This window comes from Acidocella sp. C78 (assembly GCF_907164655.1).
Genome location: NZ_CAJQZK010000012.1, coordinates 71812 through 89052, shown reverse-complemented (window position 1 = coordinate 89052; position 17241 = coordinate 71812). Strand labels below are relative to the sequence as shown.

14 protein-coding genes and 2 pseudogenes are annotated in these 17241 nt (G+C 70.4%); 10 read left to right on the top strand and 6 right to left on the bottom strand.

The genetic code is table 11. The features are described from left to right. Both ACIDOCELLA78_RS000000105190 and ACIDOCELLA78_RS000000105185 read left to right on the top strand, forming a co-directional pair. Window positions 1–225 (top strand): annotated as a pseudogene (locus tag ACIDOCELLA78_RS000000105190) (acyltransferase); the annotation flags it as partial. A gap of 7 nt (window positions 226–232) precedes the next feature. Beyond that, window positions 233–454 carry a hypothetical protein gene (locus tag ACIDOCELLA78_RS000000105185; RefSeq protein ID WP_201728680.1) on the top strand — a complete coding sequence of 74 codons (222 nt, stop codon included), beginning with the start codon at window positions 233–235 and terminating at the stop codon, window positions 452–454. Here the strand turns inward: ACIDOCELLA78_RS000000105185 and ACIDOCELLA78_RS000000105180 are convergent. Beyond that, the gene (locus tag ACIDOCELLA78_RS000000105180; protein WP_201728679.1) at window positions 412–1821 is read right to left on the bottom strand and encodes a hypothetical protein; all 1410 of its coding nucleotides are present in this window, start codon (window positions 1819–1821) and stop codon (window positions 412–414) included. The two genes, ACIDOCELLA78_RS000000105185 and ACIDOCELLA78_RS000000105180, sit on opposite strands and share 43 nt — an antisense overlap. Next, window positions 1799–3952: a polysaccharide biosynthesis tyrosine autokinase gene (locus ACIDOCELLA78_RS000000105175; protein WP_201728678.1), complete on the bottom strand. Its 2154-nt coding sequence runs from the start codon at window positions 3950–3952 to the stop codon at window positions 1799–1801. The genes ACIDOCELLA78_RS000000105180 and ACIDOCELLA78_RS000000105175 overlap by 23 nt, the downstream gene beginning before the upstream one ends. Window positions 3953–4107: 155 nt before the next feature. On the opposite strand from ACIDOCELLA78_RS000000105175, the gene ACIDOCELLA78_RS000000105170 reads away from it, so the two are divergent. The 6 genes and pseudogenes from ACIDOCELLA78_RS000000105170 (at window position 4108) to mltG (ending at window position 9269) form a co-directional block, all read left to right on the top strand. After that, window positions 4108–4596 (top strand): polysaccharide biosynthesis/export family protein, encoded by a 489-nt coding sequence (locus tag ACIDOCELLA78_RS000000105170; protein WP_249675775.1) that lies wholly within the window; start codon window positions 4108–4110, stop codon window positions 4594–4596. Window positions 4597–4843: 247 nt separating this feature from the next. Then, window positions 4844–5802 (top strand): annotated as a pseudogene (gene fabD, locus ACIDOCELLA78_RS000000105165) (ACP S-malonyltransferase). Further along, window positions 5792–6541: a 3-oxoacyl-[acyl-carrier-protein] reductase gene (gene fabG / locus ACIDOCELLA78_RS000000105160; RefSeq protein ID WP_201728677.1), complete on the top strand. Its 750-nt coding sequence runs from the start codon at window positions 5792–5794 to the stop codon at window positions 6539–6541. Before fabD ends, fabG begins: the two are co-directional and overlap by 11 nt. Window positions 6542–6713: 172 nt before the next feature. Continuing rightward, window positions 6714–6953 carry an acyl carrier protein gene (locus tag ACIDOCELLA78_RS000000105155; RefSeq protein WP_007422686.1) on the top strand — a complete coding sequence of 80 codons (240 nt, stop codon included), beginning with the start codon at window positions 6714–6716 and terminating at the stop codon, window positions 6951–6953. 19 nt (window positions 6954–6972) lie between these two features. Continuing rightward, complete coding sequence (gene fabF, locus ACIDOCELLA78_RS000000105150) at window positions 6973–8241, top strand: beta-ketoacyl-ACP synthase II (protein ID WP_201728676.1); 1269 nt, start codon at window positions 6973–6975, stop codon at window positions 8239–8241. 17 nt (window positions 8242–8258) lie between these two features. After that, window positions 8259–9269 carry an endolytic transglycosylase MltG gene (mltG, locus tag ACIDOCELLA78_RS000000105145; protein WP_201728675.1) on the top strand — a complete coding sequence of 337 codons (1011 nt, stop codon included), beginning with the start codon at window positions 8259–8261 and terminating at the stop codon, window positions 9267–9269. Between the two features lie 57 nt (window positions 9270–9326). On the opposite strand, the gene ACIDOCELLA78_RS000000105140 is transcribed toward mltG, so the two are convergent. The 4 genes from ACIDOCELLA78_RS000000105140 to hrcA all read right to left on the bottom strand — a co-directional run bounded on the left by ACIDOCELLA78_RS000000105140 (window position 9327) and on the right by hrcA (window position 15833). Further along, window positions 9327–12146 (bottom strand): ribonuclease E/G, encoded by a 2820-nt coding sequence (locus ACIDOCELLA78_RS000000105140; RefSeq protein WP_201728674.1) that lies wholly within the window; start codon window positions 12144–12146, stop codon window positions 9327–9329. A gap of 504 nt (window positions 12147–12650) precedes the next feature. Next, the gene (locus ACIDOCELLA78_RS000000105135; protein ID WP_201728673.1) at window positions 12651–14036 is read right to left on the bottom strand and encodes a glycosyltransferase family 2 protein; all 1386 of its coding nucleotides are present in this window, start codon (window positions 14034–14036) and stop codon (window positions 12651–12653) included. 58 nt (window positions 14037–14094) lie between these two features. Further along, window positions 14095–14733 carry a hypothetical protein gene (locus tag ACIDOCELLA78_RS000000105130; RefSeq protein ID WP_249675770.1) on the bottom strand — a complete coding sequence of 213 codons (639 nt, stop codon included), beginning with the start codon at window positions 14731–14733 and terminating at the stop codon, window positions 14095–14097. Then, window positions 14730–15833 (bottom strand): heat-inducible transcriptional repressor HrcA, encoded by a 1104-nt coding sequence (gene hrcA / locus ACIDOCELLA78_RS000000105125; protein ID WP_201728672.1) that lies wholly within the window; start codon window positions 15831–15833, stop codon window positions 14730–14732. The genes ACIDOCELLA78_RS000000105130 and hrcA overlap by 4 nt, the downstream gene beginning before the upstream one ends. A 68-nt stretch (window positions 15834–15901) precedes the next feature. On the opposite strand from hrcA, the gene rph reads away from it, so the two are divergent. Together rph and rdgB are read left to right on the top strand one after the other, a co-directional pair. After that, window positions 15902–16633, top strand: a complete 732-nt coding sequence (rph, locus tag ACIDOCELLA78_RS000000105120) for a ribonuclease PH (RefSeq protein ID WP_201728671.1) — start codon at window positions 15902–15904, stop codon at window positions 16631–16633. Window positions 16634–16640: 7 nt separating this feature from the next. Continuing rightward, a complete protein-coding gene (gene rdgB / locus ACIDOCELLA78_RS000000105115) occupies window positions 16641–17228 on the top strand; it encodes an RdgB/HAM1 family non-canonical purine NTP pyrophosphatase (RefSeq protein WP_201728670.1) in 588 nt (195 codons plus the stop codon). Window positions 17229–17241 lie beyond the last annotated feature (13 nt).

Here is a 17241-nt window from a genome sequence, read left to right as displayed (position 1 = left end):
GCCCGTATTGTCGAAACGCTCGGGCGGAATTCCCTGATGATCTATCTGTTCAACACCATTTTCATCGGCCTCGCGAAGGGCCTTCTGCTGCTGGTGACGGGCTGGAACGGCGCGCGGTTCCTGCCGGTCGCGGCGGTGCTGATGAGCGCGGGGCTGATCGGCCCGATCCTGCTCAAGCGCAAGGTTCTGCGCGCCATACCCGCGCTCGACCGGATGACCGAGTGATGCGGCCATGGCCGCGCAGGACTATTCGGCCCCGCTCGGGCGGTTTCTCGACGCCCTGCCGCACGAGCTCGCGGCGAGTTTTTCCGACGCCCAGCTCCGCGCGATCGAGCTGCATTTCGGGATGCGCCATCGGCTGACCCACATGATCGACTGGCGGCGCCGGCTCGGCTTCGGGCGGCTCAAACTCTACGTCGTGCTGCTGGTCGGGCGGGACCGGCACCCGGCCTGAACCCGCCGCAGCACCAGCCAGCCGGAGAACACCGCGAGCCAGACAACCCGGCTCTGATAGCGGGCATGGGGGCCGGAGAGCGCGCCCGTCACCGCCGCGTTGCCGGCCAGCGCGAGCAGGACGATCCAGCAGAAGACGCCCAGCGATCGCGCCTGCGCGCCGATGTCGCGGCGGAAGGCGGCGAACAGCGCGAACAGCGCGGTCACCGCCATGCCGCCGGCGGCGAGCGGGCGCATGATCGCGGCGAGGACGCGCGGCACGCCCAGCCGCCCGCGCGCCTGGCGGCTGGCGAGATAGCCGGCATAGGCCGGGCGCGGCAGGTCGCGCCGGATGGTCTGCCAGGCGGTCGCATACCAGGGGCGCAGGCCGCTGCCCGGCGCGAAGGTGAGGAGTTGCAGGGCGAAATCGCGGGCCGCCGCGCGCAGCACGGCGCGCGGATGCAGGGCGAGCGTCCGGTAGACGATGGCATCCGTCTGCCCGACCAGGCGGCGCGGGCCGCCGGCGCGGTAGAGCGGACTGTCGGCCCGCCAGAGAAAGCCATCGGCGGTGCGCGGCAGATCGTCGCGATAGGCGCAGAGCGCCCAGCCGGCGCGCGGACAGTCGGCCGCGAGCGTGGCGCGCGCCGGGCCGTTCTCGATCAGCCGGGCGAGCAGGAAGGTCGCGCCATAGGGCGAGGGCGAGGGCCTGCCGCGGGCCAGCGTGTTGACCGCGGTAAGGCACGCAGCGCCGAGCAGGAACGGCAGCAACAGCGCCCGCCAGCGGACCCGGTGGCGCCGCCGGCGCAGCGGCAGGACGGCGAGGCAGAGCCCGGCATAGATCGGCATGTTGCTCAGATGCACGACGATCGCCACGCCGATCGCCAGCGCGTGCCCGGCGCCCGCCGTCCTGGCCGCGGGATCGAGCACGAGCCCGGCGAAGGCGAGCACCATCAGCGGCGTGAAGATGTCCGGCATCACCTGCGACGAGGTCCAGGACAGGGACGATCCGGCCGCGAGACCCGCCAGCAGCACGGCGGTTTCGAGCGCGCCGGCTTCGGGCGCGAGCAGGCGGTGGGTGGCGCGGATCAGCCAGGACGCGACCAGCGCCTGGGCGATGATCACCGGCCAGAGCGACCGCCCAAGCCCGGCGACGATCACCAGCAGGCTGTAGAAGGGCGGGCGATCCCAGCCGAGATGCAGGTCGAGAACCTGCGAGATGTAGGTTCCGGTGTCGGAGAAGACCAGCGGATACCGGTTGGCCAGCGCCGGCCAGAGCAGCAGGAGCGCGCCGCCCGCGAGCAGCTTCACCTCCGGCCACGCGGCCGCGCGCGGGCGGGCCGGCGCGGCGCGCGGCGGGATCGCGGCGTCAGGTACGGAAATAGCCGCCATAACGCGGATGATAGAGTTCGGAATCGGGAAATCCGGCGCGGGCGTGGCGGGCGCCGTCGACCCTTGTGAGCACCGCGCCCTCGATCCGCAGCCCCGGCTGCGCCAGCAGCGCCATCGCCGCCGCGACGGTGCGCCGGGGCGTCTGCCCCCAGCGGATGCAGAGCAGCACGGACGCGGCGGCGCGGGCGAGCACCTGCGCCTCGGCCAGGGCGAAGACGGGCGGGAGGTCGAGGATCACGAGGTCGTATCGGCGGTGAAGCTCCTCGATCAGCAGACCGAGGCGCTCGGACATGAACAGGGCCAGCGCCTCGCGCGCCACCGCCCCGGCCGGCATGACGTCCGGAACGGCGTCGTCATCCTCGAGGGCGGGACGATGGATCGCCGCCTCCAGCGCCACCCGCCCGGCCAGATGGTCGGTCAGGCCGGGCAGGCCGCCGAGGCCGAAGACCATGTCGAGGCTCGGCTGGCGGATATCGCAGTCGATCAGCAGGATGCGCGCCCCGCTGGCCGCCATCGACAGGGCGAGGCTGACGGCCAGCGTGGTTTTGCCCTCGCCGGGGCGGGACGCCGTGATCGCGAGGCTGCGCGGCGCGCCGGGCGCGAGCCAGAGGCCGGTGCGCAGGGCCCGGATCTGCTCGGCGAAGGCGGAAAACGGATAGCGGCGCGCATAGTCGGGCACCGCGAGGCCGCGGCGCGCCCGCCGGGTGATTTCGGGCACCAGCGCCATGCAGGGCAGGCCCAGCGCTTCGCGCACCTGGCCGCCGGAGCGGAAGCTGCCGTTCAGCGCATCCGCCGCCAGCGCCGCCAGCAGGCCAAGGCAGAGGCCGAGCAGGACCGCGCCGGAGAGGATGGCGAGGCGGCGCGGGCCGCTGGCGCGCGCCGGCGGGACGGCGGGGGTGATGATCCGCGCGCTCGGCCGCGTCAGGGCGCTGCGGCTTTCGAGCGCGCCGATCTGCTCGGTCTCGGCGCGCAGCAGGCTGCTCTCGGCCTGGCGCTGCTCCTGAAGGCGCGCGAGGGGCGCCGCCACCACCGACTGCGCCGCCGCCTTGCCGCGCACGCGGGCGATGGCGGCCTCGAGACTGGCGACACGCGCCGCATCGGCGGCGGCGCGCATCCGGTCGGCGGCGACGAGCCGCCCGGTTTCGGCCCCGATCTGCCCGCGCAGCGCCGCGAGCGCGCGGGCGGCGGCGCGATATTCGGGATTGTTCGGCCCCTCGGTGCTGGCGAGGGCGCGCAGCCTTGCGGTGAGTTCGGCCGCGCGCGCGCGCATCGGCCCGATCGCGGGCGCCACCGCGGCGGCAGCGGCGGCCTCGCTGCCGCCGCGCAAGATCGCGAGCCGCGCCCGCGCGGCGGCGAGATCGGCCTGGGAGGCGGCGAGGCTCGCGGTGAGCTGCCCGGCCTGCTCATTGGTCAGCGGCGCGGCGCCGGCCCCCCGCTGGGTGCCGCTGCGCGCGCGCTCGAGCGCGATCGCGACATCGAGGGATTCGAGACGGGACGCCGTCTCCCGCGCCCGGTGCCGGAGCCAGAGCCGGGCCCGGTGCAGCACCTCCAGCCGGTCGGTCCGCTCCCGATCCAGATAGGCGGCCATGGCGGCGTTCACCGCCCGGGCGGCGCGGCGCGGGTCGCGGCTGGTATAGGAGACGTCGATCAGCTGCGAACCCGCGGGGATCTCGATGCGGAACCGGGCGGCGATGTCGGCGTCGAGCGCGGCGGCGGCGGGCCGGGGCGTCGGCCCGAGGCCGAACCAGCGCCGCAGCATCGGTGCGAAGCCAGGCTCAGGGGCGCGCGGGGGATGCGGGCGGGCGCCGAGGCGGCGAACCACGCGCCGCATCACGCCCGGGCTTTTGAGGATGGCGACCTGGCTGGCCATCAGCATATCGGTCACCGGCGCGGTCTCGACCACGTCGCGCAGCAATTTCTGATTGAACCCGATCGGGTCGTAGAGCAGCACGCCGGTCGCGGTATAGACCGCCGGCAGGCGCGACAACGCGGCCGAGGAGAGCAGCGGCAGGCCGAGGGCGACAAGGGCGGCCAGCCGCCAGTGGCGGCGGACGGCGCGCAGGGCATCGAGCGGATCGTCCGCCGCCCTTGCCGGCAGGGCGCGGCCCTGTGGGTCTGCCGGAACGCTCATCTCTGTGACCGACCCGTCATCGGGATGCCTCATCTGTTGTTGCACCGAGGGCGTTGTTGCAAAGGGGGCGCGCGCCGGGGCATTCTGGCGGAAGACACGAATTTATCTATTTAAGGTTGTATTGTGTATATCATTTCAGTTCAAGGTTGATCGACATGCCGGTATTTCGCCGCGACACAAGGCGCCGCCTGCTCGCCGCCATGCTGGGTGGGATCATCGCCCCGGCGCTCTCGGGCTGCGCGGCGTGGATGCGCCTGCCGAAGCTGCCGGCGACGGCCTCCGGCGGCTACCGGCTTGGGCCGGGCGACCGGCTGCGGGTGATCGTGTTCGGCCAGACCCAGCTCACCGCGACATATGACGTGGATGCCTCGGGCATGATCGAGCTGCCGCTCGCCGGGCCGGTGCGCGCGGCGGGGCGGAGCACGGCGATGCTGGGCCGCGCGATCGCCCGAACGCTGGTCGCGCGCGGGATTCTGCGCCATCCCGCCGTCGCGGTAGAGGTGCGGCGCTACCGGCCGTTCTCGATCCTGGGCGAGGTGAACCGGCCGGACCAGTATCCGTTCGAGCCCGGCATGACCGTGCTCGCCGCCGTCTCGCGCGCGGGGGCTTTACCTATCGGGCGGTGGAATCCGAGGTCGGGGTGATCCGGATGACCGGCGGGGTGCCGCGGGACTATCGGGCGCCGGTTTCGGCGCTGGTGGCGCCGGGCGACGTGATCCGGGTGTTTCAGCGACATTTCTGAACAATCGAGCCCGCCGGCGGGTTACGAAAGATTGACTTGCGCGCGCCCTGCATCTACCCCGCGCCAGCGTCAGAGCACGCGATTGCGGGATATTCAGGGCCGGCTCGGCCATGCCGACCGCATCGCCGGGACGACAGGAGAAACGGAACATGGCGGTGAACGCCTTCATCTTTCCAGGACAGGGCAGCCAGGCCGTGGGCATGGGGCGCGACCTGGCCGCCGCCTTCGCGCCGGCGCGCGAGGTGTTCGAGGAAGTCGACGAGGTTCTCAAGCAGAAACTCTCCAGGCTGATGTTCGAGGGCCCGGCGGAGGAACTCACCCTGACGAGAACGCCCAGCCCGCGCTCATGGCCATGTCGATGGCGGTGCTGCGTTGCCTGGAGAAGGAAGCCGGCATTGTGCTCGGCGATCGGGCGGCGGTGGTCGCCGGCCATTCGCTCGGCGAATATTCGGCGCTGGCGGCCGCCGGCACGTTCGGCATCGCCGATACCGCGCGGCTGCTGCGGATTCGCGGTACCGCGATGCAGCAGGCGGTGCCGCCCGGCGAGGGCGCGATGGCGGCGCTGCTCGGCGTCGAACGCGACGCCGCCGAGCAGATCTGCGCCGAGGCGGCCGAATCGCCGGAGGGGCGGCAGGTCGTCTCCGTCGCCAATGATAATGGCGGCGGCCAGGTGGTGATTTCCGGCACTGCCGCAGCGGTCGACCGGGCGCTGGAGATCGCCCGCGCGCGGGGCATCAAGCGCGCGCTCAAGCTGCCGGTCTCGGCGCCGTTCCACTGCGCGCTGATGGCGCCCGCCGCCGAGGCGATGCGCGAGGCGCTGGCCGGCGTGACGCTCGCAGCACCGGTGGTGCCGCTGATCGCCAATGTCACCGCGGCGAAGGTGACGGACCCGGCGGAGATCGCCGCGCGGCTGGTCGAGCAGGTGACGGCGCCGGTCCGCTGGCGCGAATCGGTCGGCACGATGACGGCACTCGGCGTCACCCGCTTCATCGAACTCGGCGCAGGCAAGGTGCTGTGCGGTCTCGCGCGGCGCATCGCCCCGGACGCCGATTGCCTGTCCTGCGGCACGCCGGCGGAGCTTGAGGAGCTGGTCAAACATGTCGGCTGATCTTTTCGCGCTGGCGGGACGCACCGCCCTCGTCACCGGCGCCTCGGGCGGCATCGGCGCCGCCATTGCGCGCACGCTGCACGGGCTGGGGGCCGCGGTCGCGCTCTCGGGCACACGCGACTCCGCCCTCGCCGCGCTCGCGGCAGAGCTTGGCGAGCGCGCCCATGTCTGCCCGGCCGACCTCTCCGACCCCAAGGCGGCGGAGGCGCTGGTCGCGGCCGCCGACTCGGCGCTCGGGCATATCGACATCCTGGTGAACAATGCCGGCCTGACCCGCGACGGGCTTGTGCTGCGCATGTCCGACGAGGCCTGGAGCCAGGTGATGGATGTCGATCTCGCCGCGCCCTTCCGCCTGTCCCGCGCGGTGATGAAGGGGATGATGCGCCGGCGCGCCGGGCGGATCATCAATATCGGCAGCATCGTCGGCAGCACCGGCAATCCCGGCCAGGTCAACTACGCCGCCGCCAAGGCCGGGCTGATCGGCATGACGAAATCGATGGCGCAGGAAGTCGCCTCGCGCAACATCACGGTCAATCTCGTGGCGCCGGGCTTCATCGAGACCGCGATGACGGACGCGCTGAGCGAGGCGCAGCGCGCAGCGCTGGCCGAAAAGATTCCGCTTGGCCGCCTCGGCAGGCCGCAGGACGTCGCCGCCGCGGTGGCCTATCTGGCCTCCGACGCCGCCGCCTGGGTCACCGGCGCGATCCTGCATGTGAATGGTGGCATGGCCATGATCTGAGCTGCGGTTGGCGCGGCCGGGCGAACCATGCTAAGCGCGCCGAACTTTGGCAATGATCGTGGAGCCGGCCTCGTGCGCCACGATCATTGCGTGTTATCCATCCGACCGGAGGCGGGATGGTCGATGCCGCCGGTCCATACCGCCCAACGATCTCTACAGGAGCATGAATTCGATGAGTGAAGTCGCCGAAAAAGTGAAGAAGATTGTCGTCGAGCACCTCGGCGTGGACGAGGCGAAGGTGACGCCGGAAGCCTCCTTCATCGACGATCTGGGCGCGGACAGCCTCGATACGGTCGAGCTGGTCATGGCGTTCGAGGAAGCCTTCGGCGTGGAGATCCCCGAGGACGCGGCCGAGAAGATCGGCACCGTCAAGGACGCGATCGACTACATCGAAAAGAAGAAAGCCGAATAAGTCAGGTATCGGACGGGACATGAGCATGCGTCGGGTCGTGGTGACAGGCATGGGGATCGCGAGCCCGCTGGGCGTCGGGGTCGAGCATGTCTGGCGGCGTTTGATTGCCGGGGACTCGGGCATCGGCCCGATAACCAGGTTCGACCCGGCGGATCTGCCCTGCAAGGTCGCGGGCGAACTGCCCGCGGGGTCGCGGGCGGATGGCGGGTTCGATCTCAACGAATGGATTCCGCCGAAAGAGCAGAAGAAGATGGATCGCTTCATCCATCTTGGGATGGCGGCGTCCGTCGAGGCGATGGAGGATGCCGGCTGGACCCCCGCGACGGAGGAGGACAGCTACGCCGCCGGCGTGATGATCGGCTCCGGCATCGGCGGGTTGCAGACCATCTACGACGCCTCGATCATGGTTCATGAAGGCCGGGCGCGCCGCCTTTCGCCCTTCTTCATTCCGTCCGCCCTGGTCAACCTCGTCTCCGGCCATGTCTCGATCCGGTTCGGTCTGAAAGGGCCGAATCATTCGGCAGTCACCGCCTGCGCGACCGGGGTTCACGCGGTCGGCGACGCGGCGCGGCTGATCGCCCTCGGCGATGCCGACATCATGCTCGCCGGCGGCGCGGAAGGCGCGGTCTGCGAGATCGGGATCGCCGGGTTCTGCGCCTCGCGCGCGCTGTCGACCGCCTTCAACGACAACCCCAAGGCCGCGTCCCGCCCGTGGGACAAGGATCGCGACGGGTTCGTGATGGGCGAAGGCGCCGGTGTGCTGTTCCTTGAGGAATACGAGCACGCGAAAAAGCGCGGTGCCAAGATTTACGCCGAGATCGCCGGCTATGGCATGTCCGGCGACGCGCATCACATCACCGCCCCGGCGCCGCATCACGACGGCGCGTTCCGCGCGATGAAGGCGGCGCTGAAATCGGGCGGGCTGACCGCGGCCGATGTCGATTACATCAACGCCCATGGCACCTCCACGCCGATGGGTGATGATCTCGAACTCGAAGCGGTCGAGAACCTGTTCGGCGACGCGGCGCGGAACGTGGCGATGTCATCCACCAAATCGGCGACCGGCCATCTGCTCGGCGCCGCCGGCGCGGTCGAGGCGATTTTCTCCATCCTCGCGTTGCGCGATGGCGTCGCCCCACCGACGCTCAACCTCGACGAGCCGAGCCGTGCCAGCGTGGTCGATCGCGTGGCCCATACCGCGCAGCAGCGCAAGATCGATATCGTGCTGTCCAACAGCTTCGGCTTCGGCGGCACCAACGCGTCGATCCTGTTCCGCAAGCCTGGCTGAGCCAGGCGCGTTCAGCCATGCGCGGCCCGGGGCGCCTGATCCTTCTGCTGCTCACCGTTCTGGTGCTGTCGCAGATGGGCAGAATGGCGGTCCGCCAGGTCTATGACGGCCCGGGGCCGCTGCCTGAAGCCGCCGATATCTTCATCCCGCCGGGCGGCACGCATCAGGTTGCCGTGCTGCTGGCGCGCCGGCGCGCGATCCGCTCGGCCCGGCTGTTCGAGATCGCCGCCTTTCTCACGCGCGGCCAGGGGCCGATCCGGTCCGGCGATTTCCGCTTCACCGATCATGCCAGCCTGCGCGCCGTGCTGCACACGCTGCGCTTCGCGCCGGAAATCCAGTTCAAGGCGACGATTCCCGAGGGGCTGACATCGGCCCGGATCGCGGCGATCGTGAACGCGCTGCCGCACGCGACCGGCCGGGTTTCGCCGCCGCCCGAGGGCAGCATTCTGCCGCAAACCTATGATTACACCTATGGCACGGCGCGGAGCGCCATCGCGGCACGGATGCAGGCGGCGATGAAGGCGGCGCTGGCCAAGGCCTGGGCATCCCGCGCGCCCGGCCTGCCGGTGCGGACGAAAGGCGAGGCGCTGATCCTCGCCTCGATCGTGCAGCTGGAGACGCCGCTTGCCGCCGAGTTGCCGAAAATCGCCGGGGTCTATGAGAACCGGCTGGCGCGGGGGATGAAGCTCCAGGCCGATCCGACGGTGATCTATGCGGTGACCGGGGGCGCGGCGACCGCCCTGCCCCACCGGGTCGATGATCGGGACCTCGCCACCGCGAGCCCCTATAACACCTATCGCCACAAGGGGCTGCCGCCCGGGCCGATCTGCGCGCCGGGGCTCGCCGCGATCAACGCGGTGCTGCATCCGGCGCAGACCGACGCGCTGTATTTCGTCGCGACCGGCACGGGCGGGCATGTCTTCGCCCGCACCTTCGCCGAACAGCGCAAGAATATCGCCCGCTACGACGCCGTCAGGGCGAGGCGCGACGCCGCACCCGGGCCCGCCGCCTCATCCGGCAAGAAATAGGGCCGGCCCCCGGGAGGGGAGCCGGCCCGTTTTCACGGCCGTTATTCCGGCCTCCAGTCAGGCCGGGCGCTTCCACCAGCCGCGCTTGCGCTGGGCGGGCGTGGTTTCGCTGGCGCCGATCACCACCGGCTGCACCGCCGGACCGCGCGGCGGCTCTTGCGGCTCGTCCGCCATGGCCGGGGCCGCGCCATTGGCGGGCGGCTTGGGGGCCTGGGTTTCGTTGGCCGCGGGTGCGACCGGCGCGGGTGCGCTCTCCACCACCGCGGTCACGCCGTCCGCCGCACCGGATTCGGCAGCGCCGGTTTCTGCCGTGGCCTTGGCGCGGGTGCGCCGGGGCCGCCGGGCGGGTTTCGGCGCCTCGGCTTCAGCCTTCTCCGCCGCCTCGAAAATATCGGCGATATCGGTGAATACCGGTTGCTGCGGCTCGGCGGCCTCGCTCTCCTTCGCGGTGGCGCGGCGGCGGCGGGGCGTCTTGGCCGGGCTGCGCGCGGCGGCGGCGCGGCGCTTCGGCTTCGCCGTGGGCTCGGCCGGCGCCTCGTCGGCCGCAACCTCGGCCGGCGCCGCGGCGGGCTCGGCCGCTTCCACCGCCTCAGCCGGAGCGGCGGGCGGGGTTTCCGGCTCCGCCGGCACGACCGGCGCGGACACCGGCTCGGCCGCGGCTGCCGGCACATGGTCCGGCGCGGTCTGCTCTGGCACGGTCTCTGGCGCGGGAATCCGGGCCGACCGGCCGCGGCCCGCCAGCGTCTCATCGAGCCGCACGGCGAATTCGGCGGGCATCTCGGTCATTTCCGGCTGTTCGGCGCCGGGCAGGACGGGCTGCTCCTCGCGCCGCCCGCCCCGGCGGCGGCGGCGGCGGCGGCGGCGGCGCTCGTTTTCGTCCGCCCCCGCCTTCCCGGCGGCGGCGACCGACGCTTCGGCCTCATCGCCCTGATCCGGCGCCTCGGCCTCGGTTTCGGCCTCATCGGCCTCGATCACCGGCGCGCTGGGCGCCGCAGCCGGCGCTTCCTGCGGCCGCGATGCGGCATGGGTCTTCACCTTCTCGATCTTGAAGGTGGCGGGCACCGTGCCATCGGCCACGAAGGCGACCTGCAGGCCAAAGCGCGCCTCGATGGCGGCGAGCTGGGCGCGCTTGTGGTTGAAGATGTAGAGCGCCACATCCGGCGTCAGATGCACCAGCAGCTCGGCGGCGCGGCCGGCGGCCTCGTCCTCGATCGCGCGCAGCACGGCCAGCGCCGTGCTCGCGGTGCTGCGGACATGGCCGACACCCTGGCAATGCGGGCAGGGAATCAGCATGGTCTCGGCCAGAGACGGGCGGAGCCGCTGGCGGCTCATTTCCAGCAGGCCGAAATGGCTGATGCTGCCGACCTGGATGCGCGCGCGGTCGTTCTTCAGCGCGTCCTTCAGCCGGCGCTCGACCATCGCGTTGTGCTTGCGGGTCTCCATGTCGATGAAATCGACGACGATCAGCCCGGCGAGGTCGCGCAGGCGCAACTGGCGCGCCACCTCATCGGCGGCCTCCAGATTGGTGCGCAGCGCGGTATCCTCGATATTGCGCTCGCGCGTGGCCCGGCCGGAGTTCACATCGATCGCGACCAGCGCCTCGGTCTGGTTGATGACCAGATAGCCGCCCGATTTCAGCTGCACCGTCGGCTGGAACATGTGGTCGAGCATCTGCTCGACATTGTGCTTGGCGAACAGCGGCTGGCGCTCGCTCCATTGCTGGACCTTCTTCACATGCGTCGGCATCAGCATCCGCATGAAGTCGCGCGCGGAGCGGAACCCGTCCTCGCCCTCGATCAGCACCTGGTCGACATCGCGGGTATAGACGTCACGGATGGTCCGCTTGATCAGCGAGGCTTCCTCATACACCAGCGCCGGCGCGATCGAGGCCAGGGTGCGCTCGCGGATGTCGTCCCACAGGCGGAGGAGATATTCGCCGTCGCGCTTGATTTCGGGCTTGGGCCGGTTCGCGCCGGCGGTGCGGACGATCATGCCCATGCCCTGGGGGATGTCCAGCTCGGACACCGCCTCCTTGAGCCGCCGGCGATCCGCCAGCGAGGTGATCTTGCGCGACACGCCGCCGCCATTGGGCGAATTCGGCATCAGCACGGAGAAGCGGCCGGCCAGCGAGATATAGGTGGTCAGCGCGGCGCCCTTCGAGCCGCGCTCCTCCTTCACCACCTGCACCAGGATGATCTGGCGGCGGTGGATCACTTCCTGGATCTTGTAGGAGCGCAGGGCGCGGGCGCGCCGGCGTTCCCGCGCCTCTTCGGCGCCATCGACGCCGTCATCGCCGCCGATCTGCTCGGGGGCTTCCGCCGGCGCGGCGGCGCTCTCCGATGCTTCGGCCGGCTCGGCGGTCTGCGCCTCGCCCTCGGGCGCATCCTCGGGCGCATCCTCGGCCGCATCCTCGGCCATGTGGCGGGGCTGCGGCGCCTCGGCAGGTTCGGCGGCGGTGGTTTCGGCCTCCGCGCCCGCGGCGGGGGGCGCATCGGCGATCGGGATTTCGGTCACCTGGGGCGGACGGCCGGTTTCGAGCGCCGCTTCCCGCGCATCCTCGGCCTCTTCGGCCTCGACGCGGCGGCGCGCCTCCTCGGCCTCGAGTTCGAGCAGCTTCTGCCGGTCGGCTATGGGGATCTGGTAATAATCGGGATGGATTTCGGCGAAGGCGAGAAACCCGTGGCGGTTGCCGCCATATTCGACGAAGGCGGCCTGGAGGCTGGGCTCTACGCGAATGACCTTGGCAAGATAGATATTGCCCTTGATCTGTTTCTTGTCGGCGGTTTCGATATCGAAGTCATCGAGGCGGTTGTTGTCCAACACCACCACGCGGGTTTCCTCCGCGTGGCTGGCGTCGATGAGCATGGTCTTGGTCATAGGGGGAAAAACTCCTGCGCGCCGGCGGCGGGACCGTGGGGTCGACTGCCTGCGGGCGCGGATGTTGGCGCAAGGTTGTTCGAAACATGGTCAAGGACTGGTGCGCTGGCCGCTGGAAGCGCCGGTAGGAGAGGCGCTGCTTGAGAATTGTGCGACGGAAAGCGCGGTCATCGGTCCTTGTCTCGTGGGCCGGAAGCGGCGTGTCCGCTCCCCGGCCGAGTCGGTTCGGCGCGTTACGGCCCGCAATCGCGGCCCTGCCGGCGCCTTTCTATCAGTGGATAAGGGACCACGCGGTTGTTGCACCGCGGATCAACCCATTGATTCTTTCTCAATGGCGCAAAGCCGGGCTGATGGCAAGGGTTGTTTCCGGAACGGCAGACGCCGGGCCTGCCCGCCCGGTCACCAGCGGATTGTCGGGGCCAACCCTCCGCGTCCCGGTCCATCGCGCGCGCCGGAACTCCGGTGACGCCGGGTATCCGCCATGGTCGTGTGATCCTCTCGATTTCAGGCGCCGGAGACCAGCGACAGCCCCTCACCATAAATTTCCACCTGATCGAGATGCAGATAGTTTCTCTCCAGCAGACGGACCCGCACGAAGCGGCCGGGGATGGGTATTGACGGGGTGAAGACGAGCGGGTGGCCGTCGGCGCCGCCGAACGGCACCTCGCTGTCGCGGCGGAACACCTCGAAGAGAGTCCCGGGATCAAAGCCGATATCGATGGCGAGGCGGTTCGCCCGGGCGGGGACGGCGGGATGGTCCATGCGGTTGAACAGCCTGATCTCGCGGATGCCGTGGACGGCGCCGAGATCGACCCGCCACCACGGGGCGTCTTCGAGATCGGTGTGGAATTTGCCGCGACCATCGATCACGCCGTTCAGCGCGCGGATAGCGTCGGATTCGGGGGACGCCCCGGCCGACCACGCCGAAATCGAGCTTTGGGTCGCGACCTTTCCCCGGCTCGCCGGCAGGCCGGCCTGGCCGGACACCGGAATGGTCGCGGCGAGGGCATGTTCGAGCCGGTCCGGCCAGAACGTCGCGAGCGAGCGATCCTCGACCTCGTGCAGCCCGGCCAGAAAGGACGCGAACCGGTCGCCGGACGCAAGGTCGCTCCAGATGGTCTGATCGCCGAAGGCGCCGCCGAGCCCGCGCCGCGCCCGCTCGACAAAGGCGGTTTCCGTGCGGAACGCGTAGTGATGGACCATCGCCGTGGCCAGCAAGCCAGCGCTGCGGCCGGGGTCGTTGGCGAATGCCGCGGAGGCTTCGGGAAACCCGTCATAATAGCGCGACATGTCTTCGCCGATCGCGTTCACGGCGCGGATCGGGCGATCGACATGGCCGATCGGACAGTGCCAGAAGCCGTTCCCCTTCGAGACGTCGTGCAGGCGCGGCCCCGTCAATATGTGCGACCGGGCGACATATTTGGTGAACGGGTGGATGATCTTCTGGCGAAAGGTGTAGTCGCCGAGAATACTGTCTCCAGGCTTGCTCCGGTGCCCGTTCGGCCCGAAAAAGATCCAGTTGAACAGGATGCACTCCGCCGGCGCGCGCATGCCGCCGACAAACTCGCCGATCGTCTGGCCCGGCGGCAGGCGGAGAAATTCATCGATATCGAAGAAGCCGACCCATTCGGTCGAGTCACGGTCGTTCAACAGGAAATGGCCGTACATCCGCAATTGTTCGCCCTGCACGGGATAATGGCGGAAGGTGACGAATGGGGCGGGCCCCAGGACGAAGGGCAGGCAGCGGCCATACAATTCGCGAGGATCGTCGTCGTTGCAGTACAGGAAGACGTGATCGAAGCCGATCGCGCGGTAGTAGTTCAGCCACTCGACGATGTAGGGCGACTCCCAGCGCGCGCAGGCGACGACAGAAAATTCATGTTTCGACATGTCGGATCAAACATTTTTTAAAATGAATATTGAAAATGACAGGCGAGGCTATCGAATCTTATCGTCCGAGCAACCCCGCCAGCATCTGCGGTGGCAGGGTGACCTCGGAATATCCGGTGGGCGGCACGAAATCGGCCGGCGGCTGCGGGCCGACATGAAGCGAAAGCGCCTGCACGCTCACCCGCCCGTGCGGGTCGCCGCCGGAGGCGGCGAGGGCGAAGCCATCCGGCGTCAGGCAGGCGGTGCCCGAGGCGTTGCGCCGCAAGACGAGGTAGCGGGTGCAGCGCATTCCGGCGATGGTTGCCGGGCCGAGCGGGGTGAAATGCGCACCCCGCATCACCATCACCCGCGCCATGGCGCCGGCGAGGCCGGGAACGTTCACCAGCGCGTGCATCTGGGCCAGAACGAGCTGGGCCCGCCCATCGTGAAGGTCGAGCAGGACGGTCATCGGCATTGGCGTGCCGGACAGGCTGGTCGCCCGCACCAGGCCAGCGGCCGCATCGAACCGCACGGACCATGTCTGGTCGGGGCGGCCGGGCTGGCTCACCCGGTAGACCGCGCGGGCATCGCGCACGGGGATGACGCGGGGCGCGGCCTGCGCCACAGCCAGGGCCGGGGCCAGAGCGAGGATCAGCAGCGACGAAGCGAGATTTTTTTTCAATCCGGCGCGCGCCGGCCGATCCTTCATGCGCCTCATCCGAGCAGCCTCCCGATCACCCGCGCGGTGTAGTCGACCACGGGGATGATACGCCCGTAATTGATCCGCGTCGGCCCGATCACGCCGATCGCACCCACGATGCGATCGTCGCGCGAGCGCGCCGGGGCGACCACCATCGACATGCCGGAGGCGCCGAACAGGCCGCTTTCGGCGCCGATGAAGATGCGCACGCCTTCCGACCGCTCGGCGAGATCGAGCAGTTTCAGCATCGTCTCCTGCGCCTCCAGCCGCTCGAAGAGCTGCTGGACGGAGGCGAGTTTCTCAAGCTGGTCGACATCGGCGAGCAGCCGCGCCTGGCCGCGCACGATCAGCGAGCCGCCCCTGCCCTCGGCCGACCAGGTCGCAAGCCCGGCCTCGACGATGCCGGCGGCGAGATCGTCCAGCGCCGAACGGTCCGCCCTCATGTCGTCCGCCACGCGAACGCGGAGTTCGCCGAGCGAGAGGCCGGAGAGCTGGGCGTTGAGGTAGTTGCTCGCCTCCTGCAGCGCCGAGGGCGGCACGCCGGGCGGCGTTTCGATCACCCGGTTCTCGACCTGGCCATCCGCCGAGACGAGCACGACGAGAGCGCGGCCGGAACTCAGAGGCACGAATTCGATGTGCTTGACCGCCCCTTCCGATTTCGGCGCCAACACGATGCCCGCCGCTTGCGACAGGCCCGAGAGCAGGGCGGAGGCCTCGGTCAGCGTGTCCTGGATCGAGCGGCCGGACTGGGCGAGCGCCGCCTCGATCCGCTCGCGCTCCTCGTCCGACAATTCGCCGAAATGCAGCAAGCCGTCGACGAAGAGGCGCAGGCCCCGCTCGGTCGGCAGCCGTCCGGCCGAGATATGCGGCGAGAACAGCAGCCCGGCATCGGTCAGATCCGCCATCACGTTGCGGATCGTCGCCGGGGACAGGCCCATCGGCAGCAGGCGCGAGAGCGTGCGGCTGCCCACCGGCTCGCCGGTTTCGACATATTGTTCGACGATTTCGCGCAGCACCGCGGCGGAGCGCTCATCGAGCCCCGGCGGCAGCCGCACAGCCCCGCCCGCCGGCTTCGGCCGGCCGGCGCGGGCGGAAGAACGCTTGGATGTCTGGTCCATGGCGCCAGAGTCGGGTATCGCGGGGCGAAAATCAAGCGACACGTTTTTCAGCCGACAGGAGAGGCTTCATGCCCGACATCAAGAGACCGAGCGGCCGCAAGGCCGATGCGCTGCGCCAGGTGGAGATCGTCACCGGGTTCTCGCGCCACGCCGAGGGCTCGGCGCTGATCCGCATGGGCGGCACCGAGGTGCTGTGCGCGGCGAGCGTGGAAGGAAGGGTGCCGGGCTTTCTGCGCGGCGCCGGCCAGGGCTGGGTGACGGCGGAATATGGCATGCTGCCGCGCGCGACCCACACCCGCGGCGACCGCGAGGCGGCGCGCGGCAAGCAGTCCGGCCGGACGCAGGAAATCCAGCGCCTGATCGGCCGCTCGCTGCGCGCGGTGATCGACCGCACGGCGCTGGGCGAGATGACCATCACCCTCGATTGCGACGTGCTGAACGCCGATGGCGGCACGCGCTGTGCCGCGATCACCGGCGCCTGGGTCGCGCTCGCGCTCGCGATCCGCACGCTGCGCAAGGCGAACGTGATCGCGACCGACCCGCTGATCGGCCAGGTCGCGGCGGTGTCCTGCGGCGTGTTCGAGGGCGCGCCGGTGCTCGACCTCGATTACGCCGAGGATTCCAATGCCGAGGCGGACGCCAATTTCGTGCTCACCGGCACGGGCGGCATCGTCGAGATTCAGGCGACCGCCGAGCGCGCGACCTTCGAGGAGGCAACCTTCGGCACCCTTCTCGGCCTTGCCCGCAAGGGCACGGCGGAACTGTTCGCGGCCCAGCGCGCGGCGCTCGATGCGGCCTGAGGCAGCGATGCGGCTCGAACGCGGCCAGCGTGTGGTGATCGCCACCCACAATGCCGGCAAGCTCGCCGAGTTCGCCCTGCTGCTCGCCCCGCACGGGCTCGACTGCGCATCCTCCGGCGCGCTCGGCCTGGCTGAGCCGGTGGAGGACGCGCCGGATTTCGCCGGCAATGCGCGGATCAAGGCGCTGGCGGCGGCGGCGGCGAGCGGGCTGCCGGCGATCGCGGATGATTCGGGGCTGGAGGTGGCGGCGATGGCCGGCGCGCCCGGGGTGCGCTCGGCGCGCTTCGCGCAGGAGGCCGGCGGCTATGCGGCGGCGATGGCGAAGATCGTCGCGGCGAGCCGGGCGGACGACCGCGCCGCCTTCGCCGCCGCGATCTGCCTCGCCACACCCGAAGGGCGGACCTTCACCTATCTCGGCTGGTGCCGCGGGCGGATCGCCCCCGCGCCGCGCGGGGATGGCGGGTTCGGCTATGACCCGGTTTTCGTGCCGCTCGGCGAGACGCGCAGCTTCGCCGAGCTGGGCAAGGCCGAAAAATCGGCGATCAGCCACCGCTACCGGGCGCTGCGGCAATTCGCCGCAGCGCATCTCGGCTGAGTGAAGCGAGTCC

Bases quoted from the DNA above. Each gene is read 5' to 3' on its own strand.
- rph (WP_201728671.1), top strand. From the start codon at position 15,902: ATGCCCGACATCAAGAGACCGAGCGGCCGCAAGGCCGATGCGCTGCGC.
- hrcA (WP_201728672.1), bottom strand. From the start codon at position 15,833: ATGGACCAGACATCCAAGCGTTCTTCCGCCCGCGCCGGCCGGCCGAAG.
- fabG (WP_201728677.1), top strand. From the start codon at position 5,792: ATGTCGGCTGATCTTTTCGCGCTGGCGGGACGCACCGCCCTCGTCACC.
- ACIDOCELLA78_RS000000105175 (WP_201728678.1), bottom strand. From the start codon at position 3,952: ATGAGCGTTCCGGCAGACCCACAGGGCCGCGCCCTGCCGGCAAGGGCG.
- ACIDOCELLA78_RS000000105155 (WP_007422686.1), top strand. From the start codon at position 6,714: ATGAGTGAAGTCGCCGAAAAAGTGAAGAAGATTGTCGTCGAGCACCTC.
- ACIDOCELLA78_RS000000105135 (WP_201728673.1), bottom strand. From the start codon at position 14,036: ATGTCGAAACATGAATTTTCTGTCGTCGCCTGCGCGCGCTGGGAGTCG.
- ACIDOCELLA78_RS000000105170 (WP_249675775.1), top strand. From the start codon at position 4,108: ATGCCGGTATTTCGCCGCGACACAAGGCGCCGCCTGCTCGCCGCCATG.
- fabF (WP_201728676.1), top strand. From the start codon at position 6,973: ATGAGCATGCGTCGGGTCGTGGTGACAGGCATGGGGATCGCGAGCCCG.
- ACIDOCELLA78_RS000000105130 (WP_249675770.1), bottom strand. From the start codon at position 14,733: ATGAGGCGCATGAAGGATCGGCCGGCGCGCGCCGGATTGAAAAAAAAT.
- rdgB (WP_201728670.1), top strand. From the start codon at position 16,641: ATGCGGCTCGAACGCGGCCAGCGTGTGGTGATCGCCACCCACAATGCC.
- ACIDOCELLA78_RS000000105180 (WP_201728679.1), bottom strand. From the start codon at position 1,821: ATGGCGGCTATTTCCGTACCTGACGCCGCGATCCCGCCGCGCGCCGCG.
- mltG (WP_201728675.1), top strand. From the start codon at position 8,259: ATGCGCGGCCCGGGGCGCCTGATCCTTCTGCTGCTCACCGTTCTGGTG.
- ACIDOCELLA78_RS000000105185 (WP_201728680.1), top strand. From the start codon at position 233: ATGGCCGCGCAGGACTATTCGGCCCCGCTCGGGCGGTTTCTCGACGCC.
- ACIDOCELLA78_RS000000105140 (WP_201728674.1), bottom strand. From the start codon at position 12,146: ATGACCAAGACCATGCTCATCGACGCCAGCCACGCGGAGGAAACCCGC.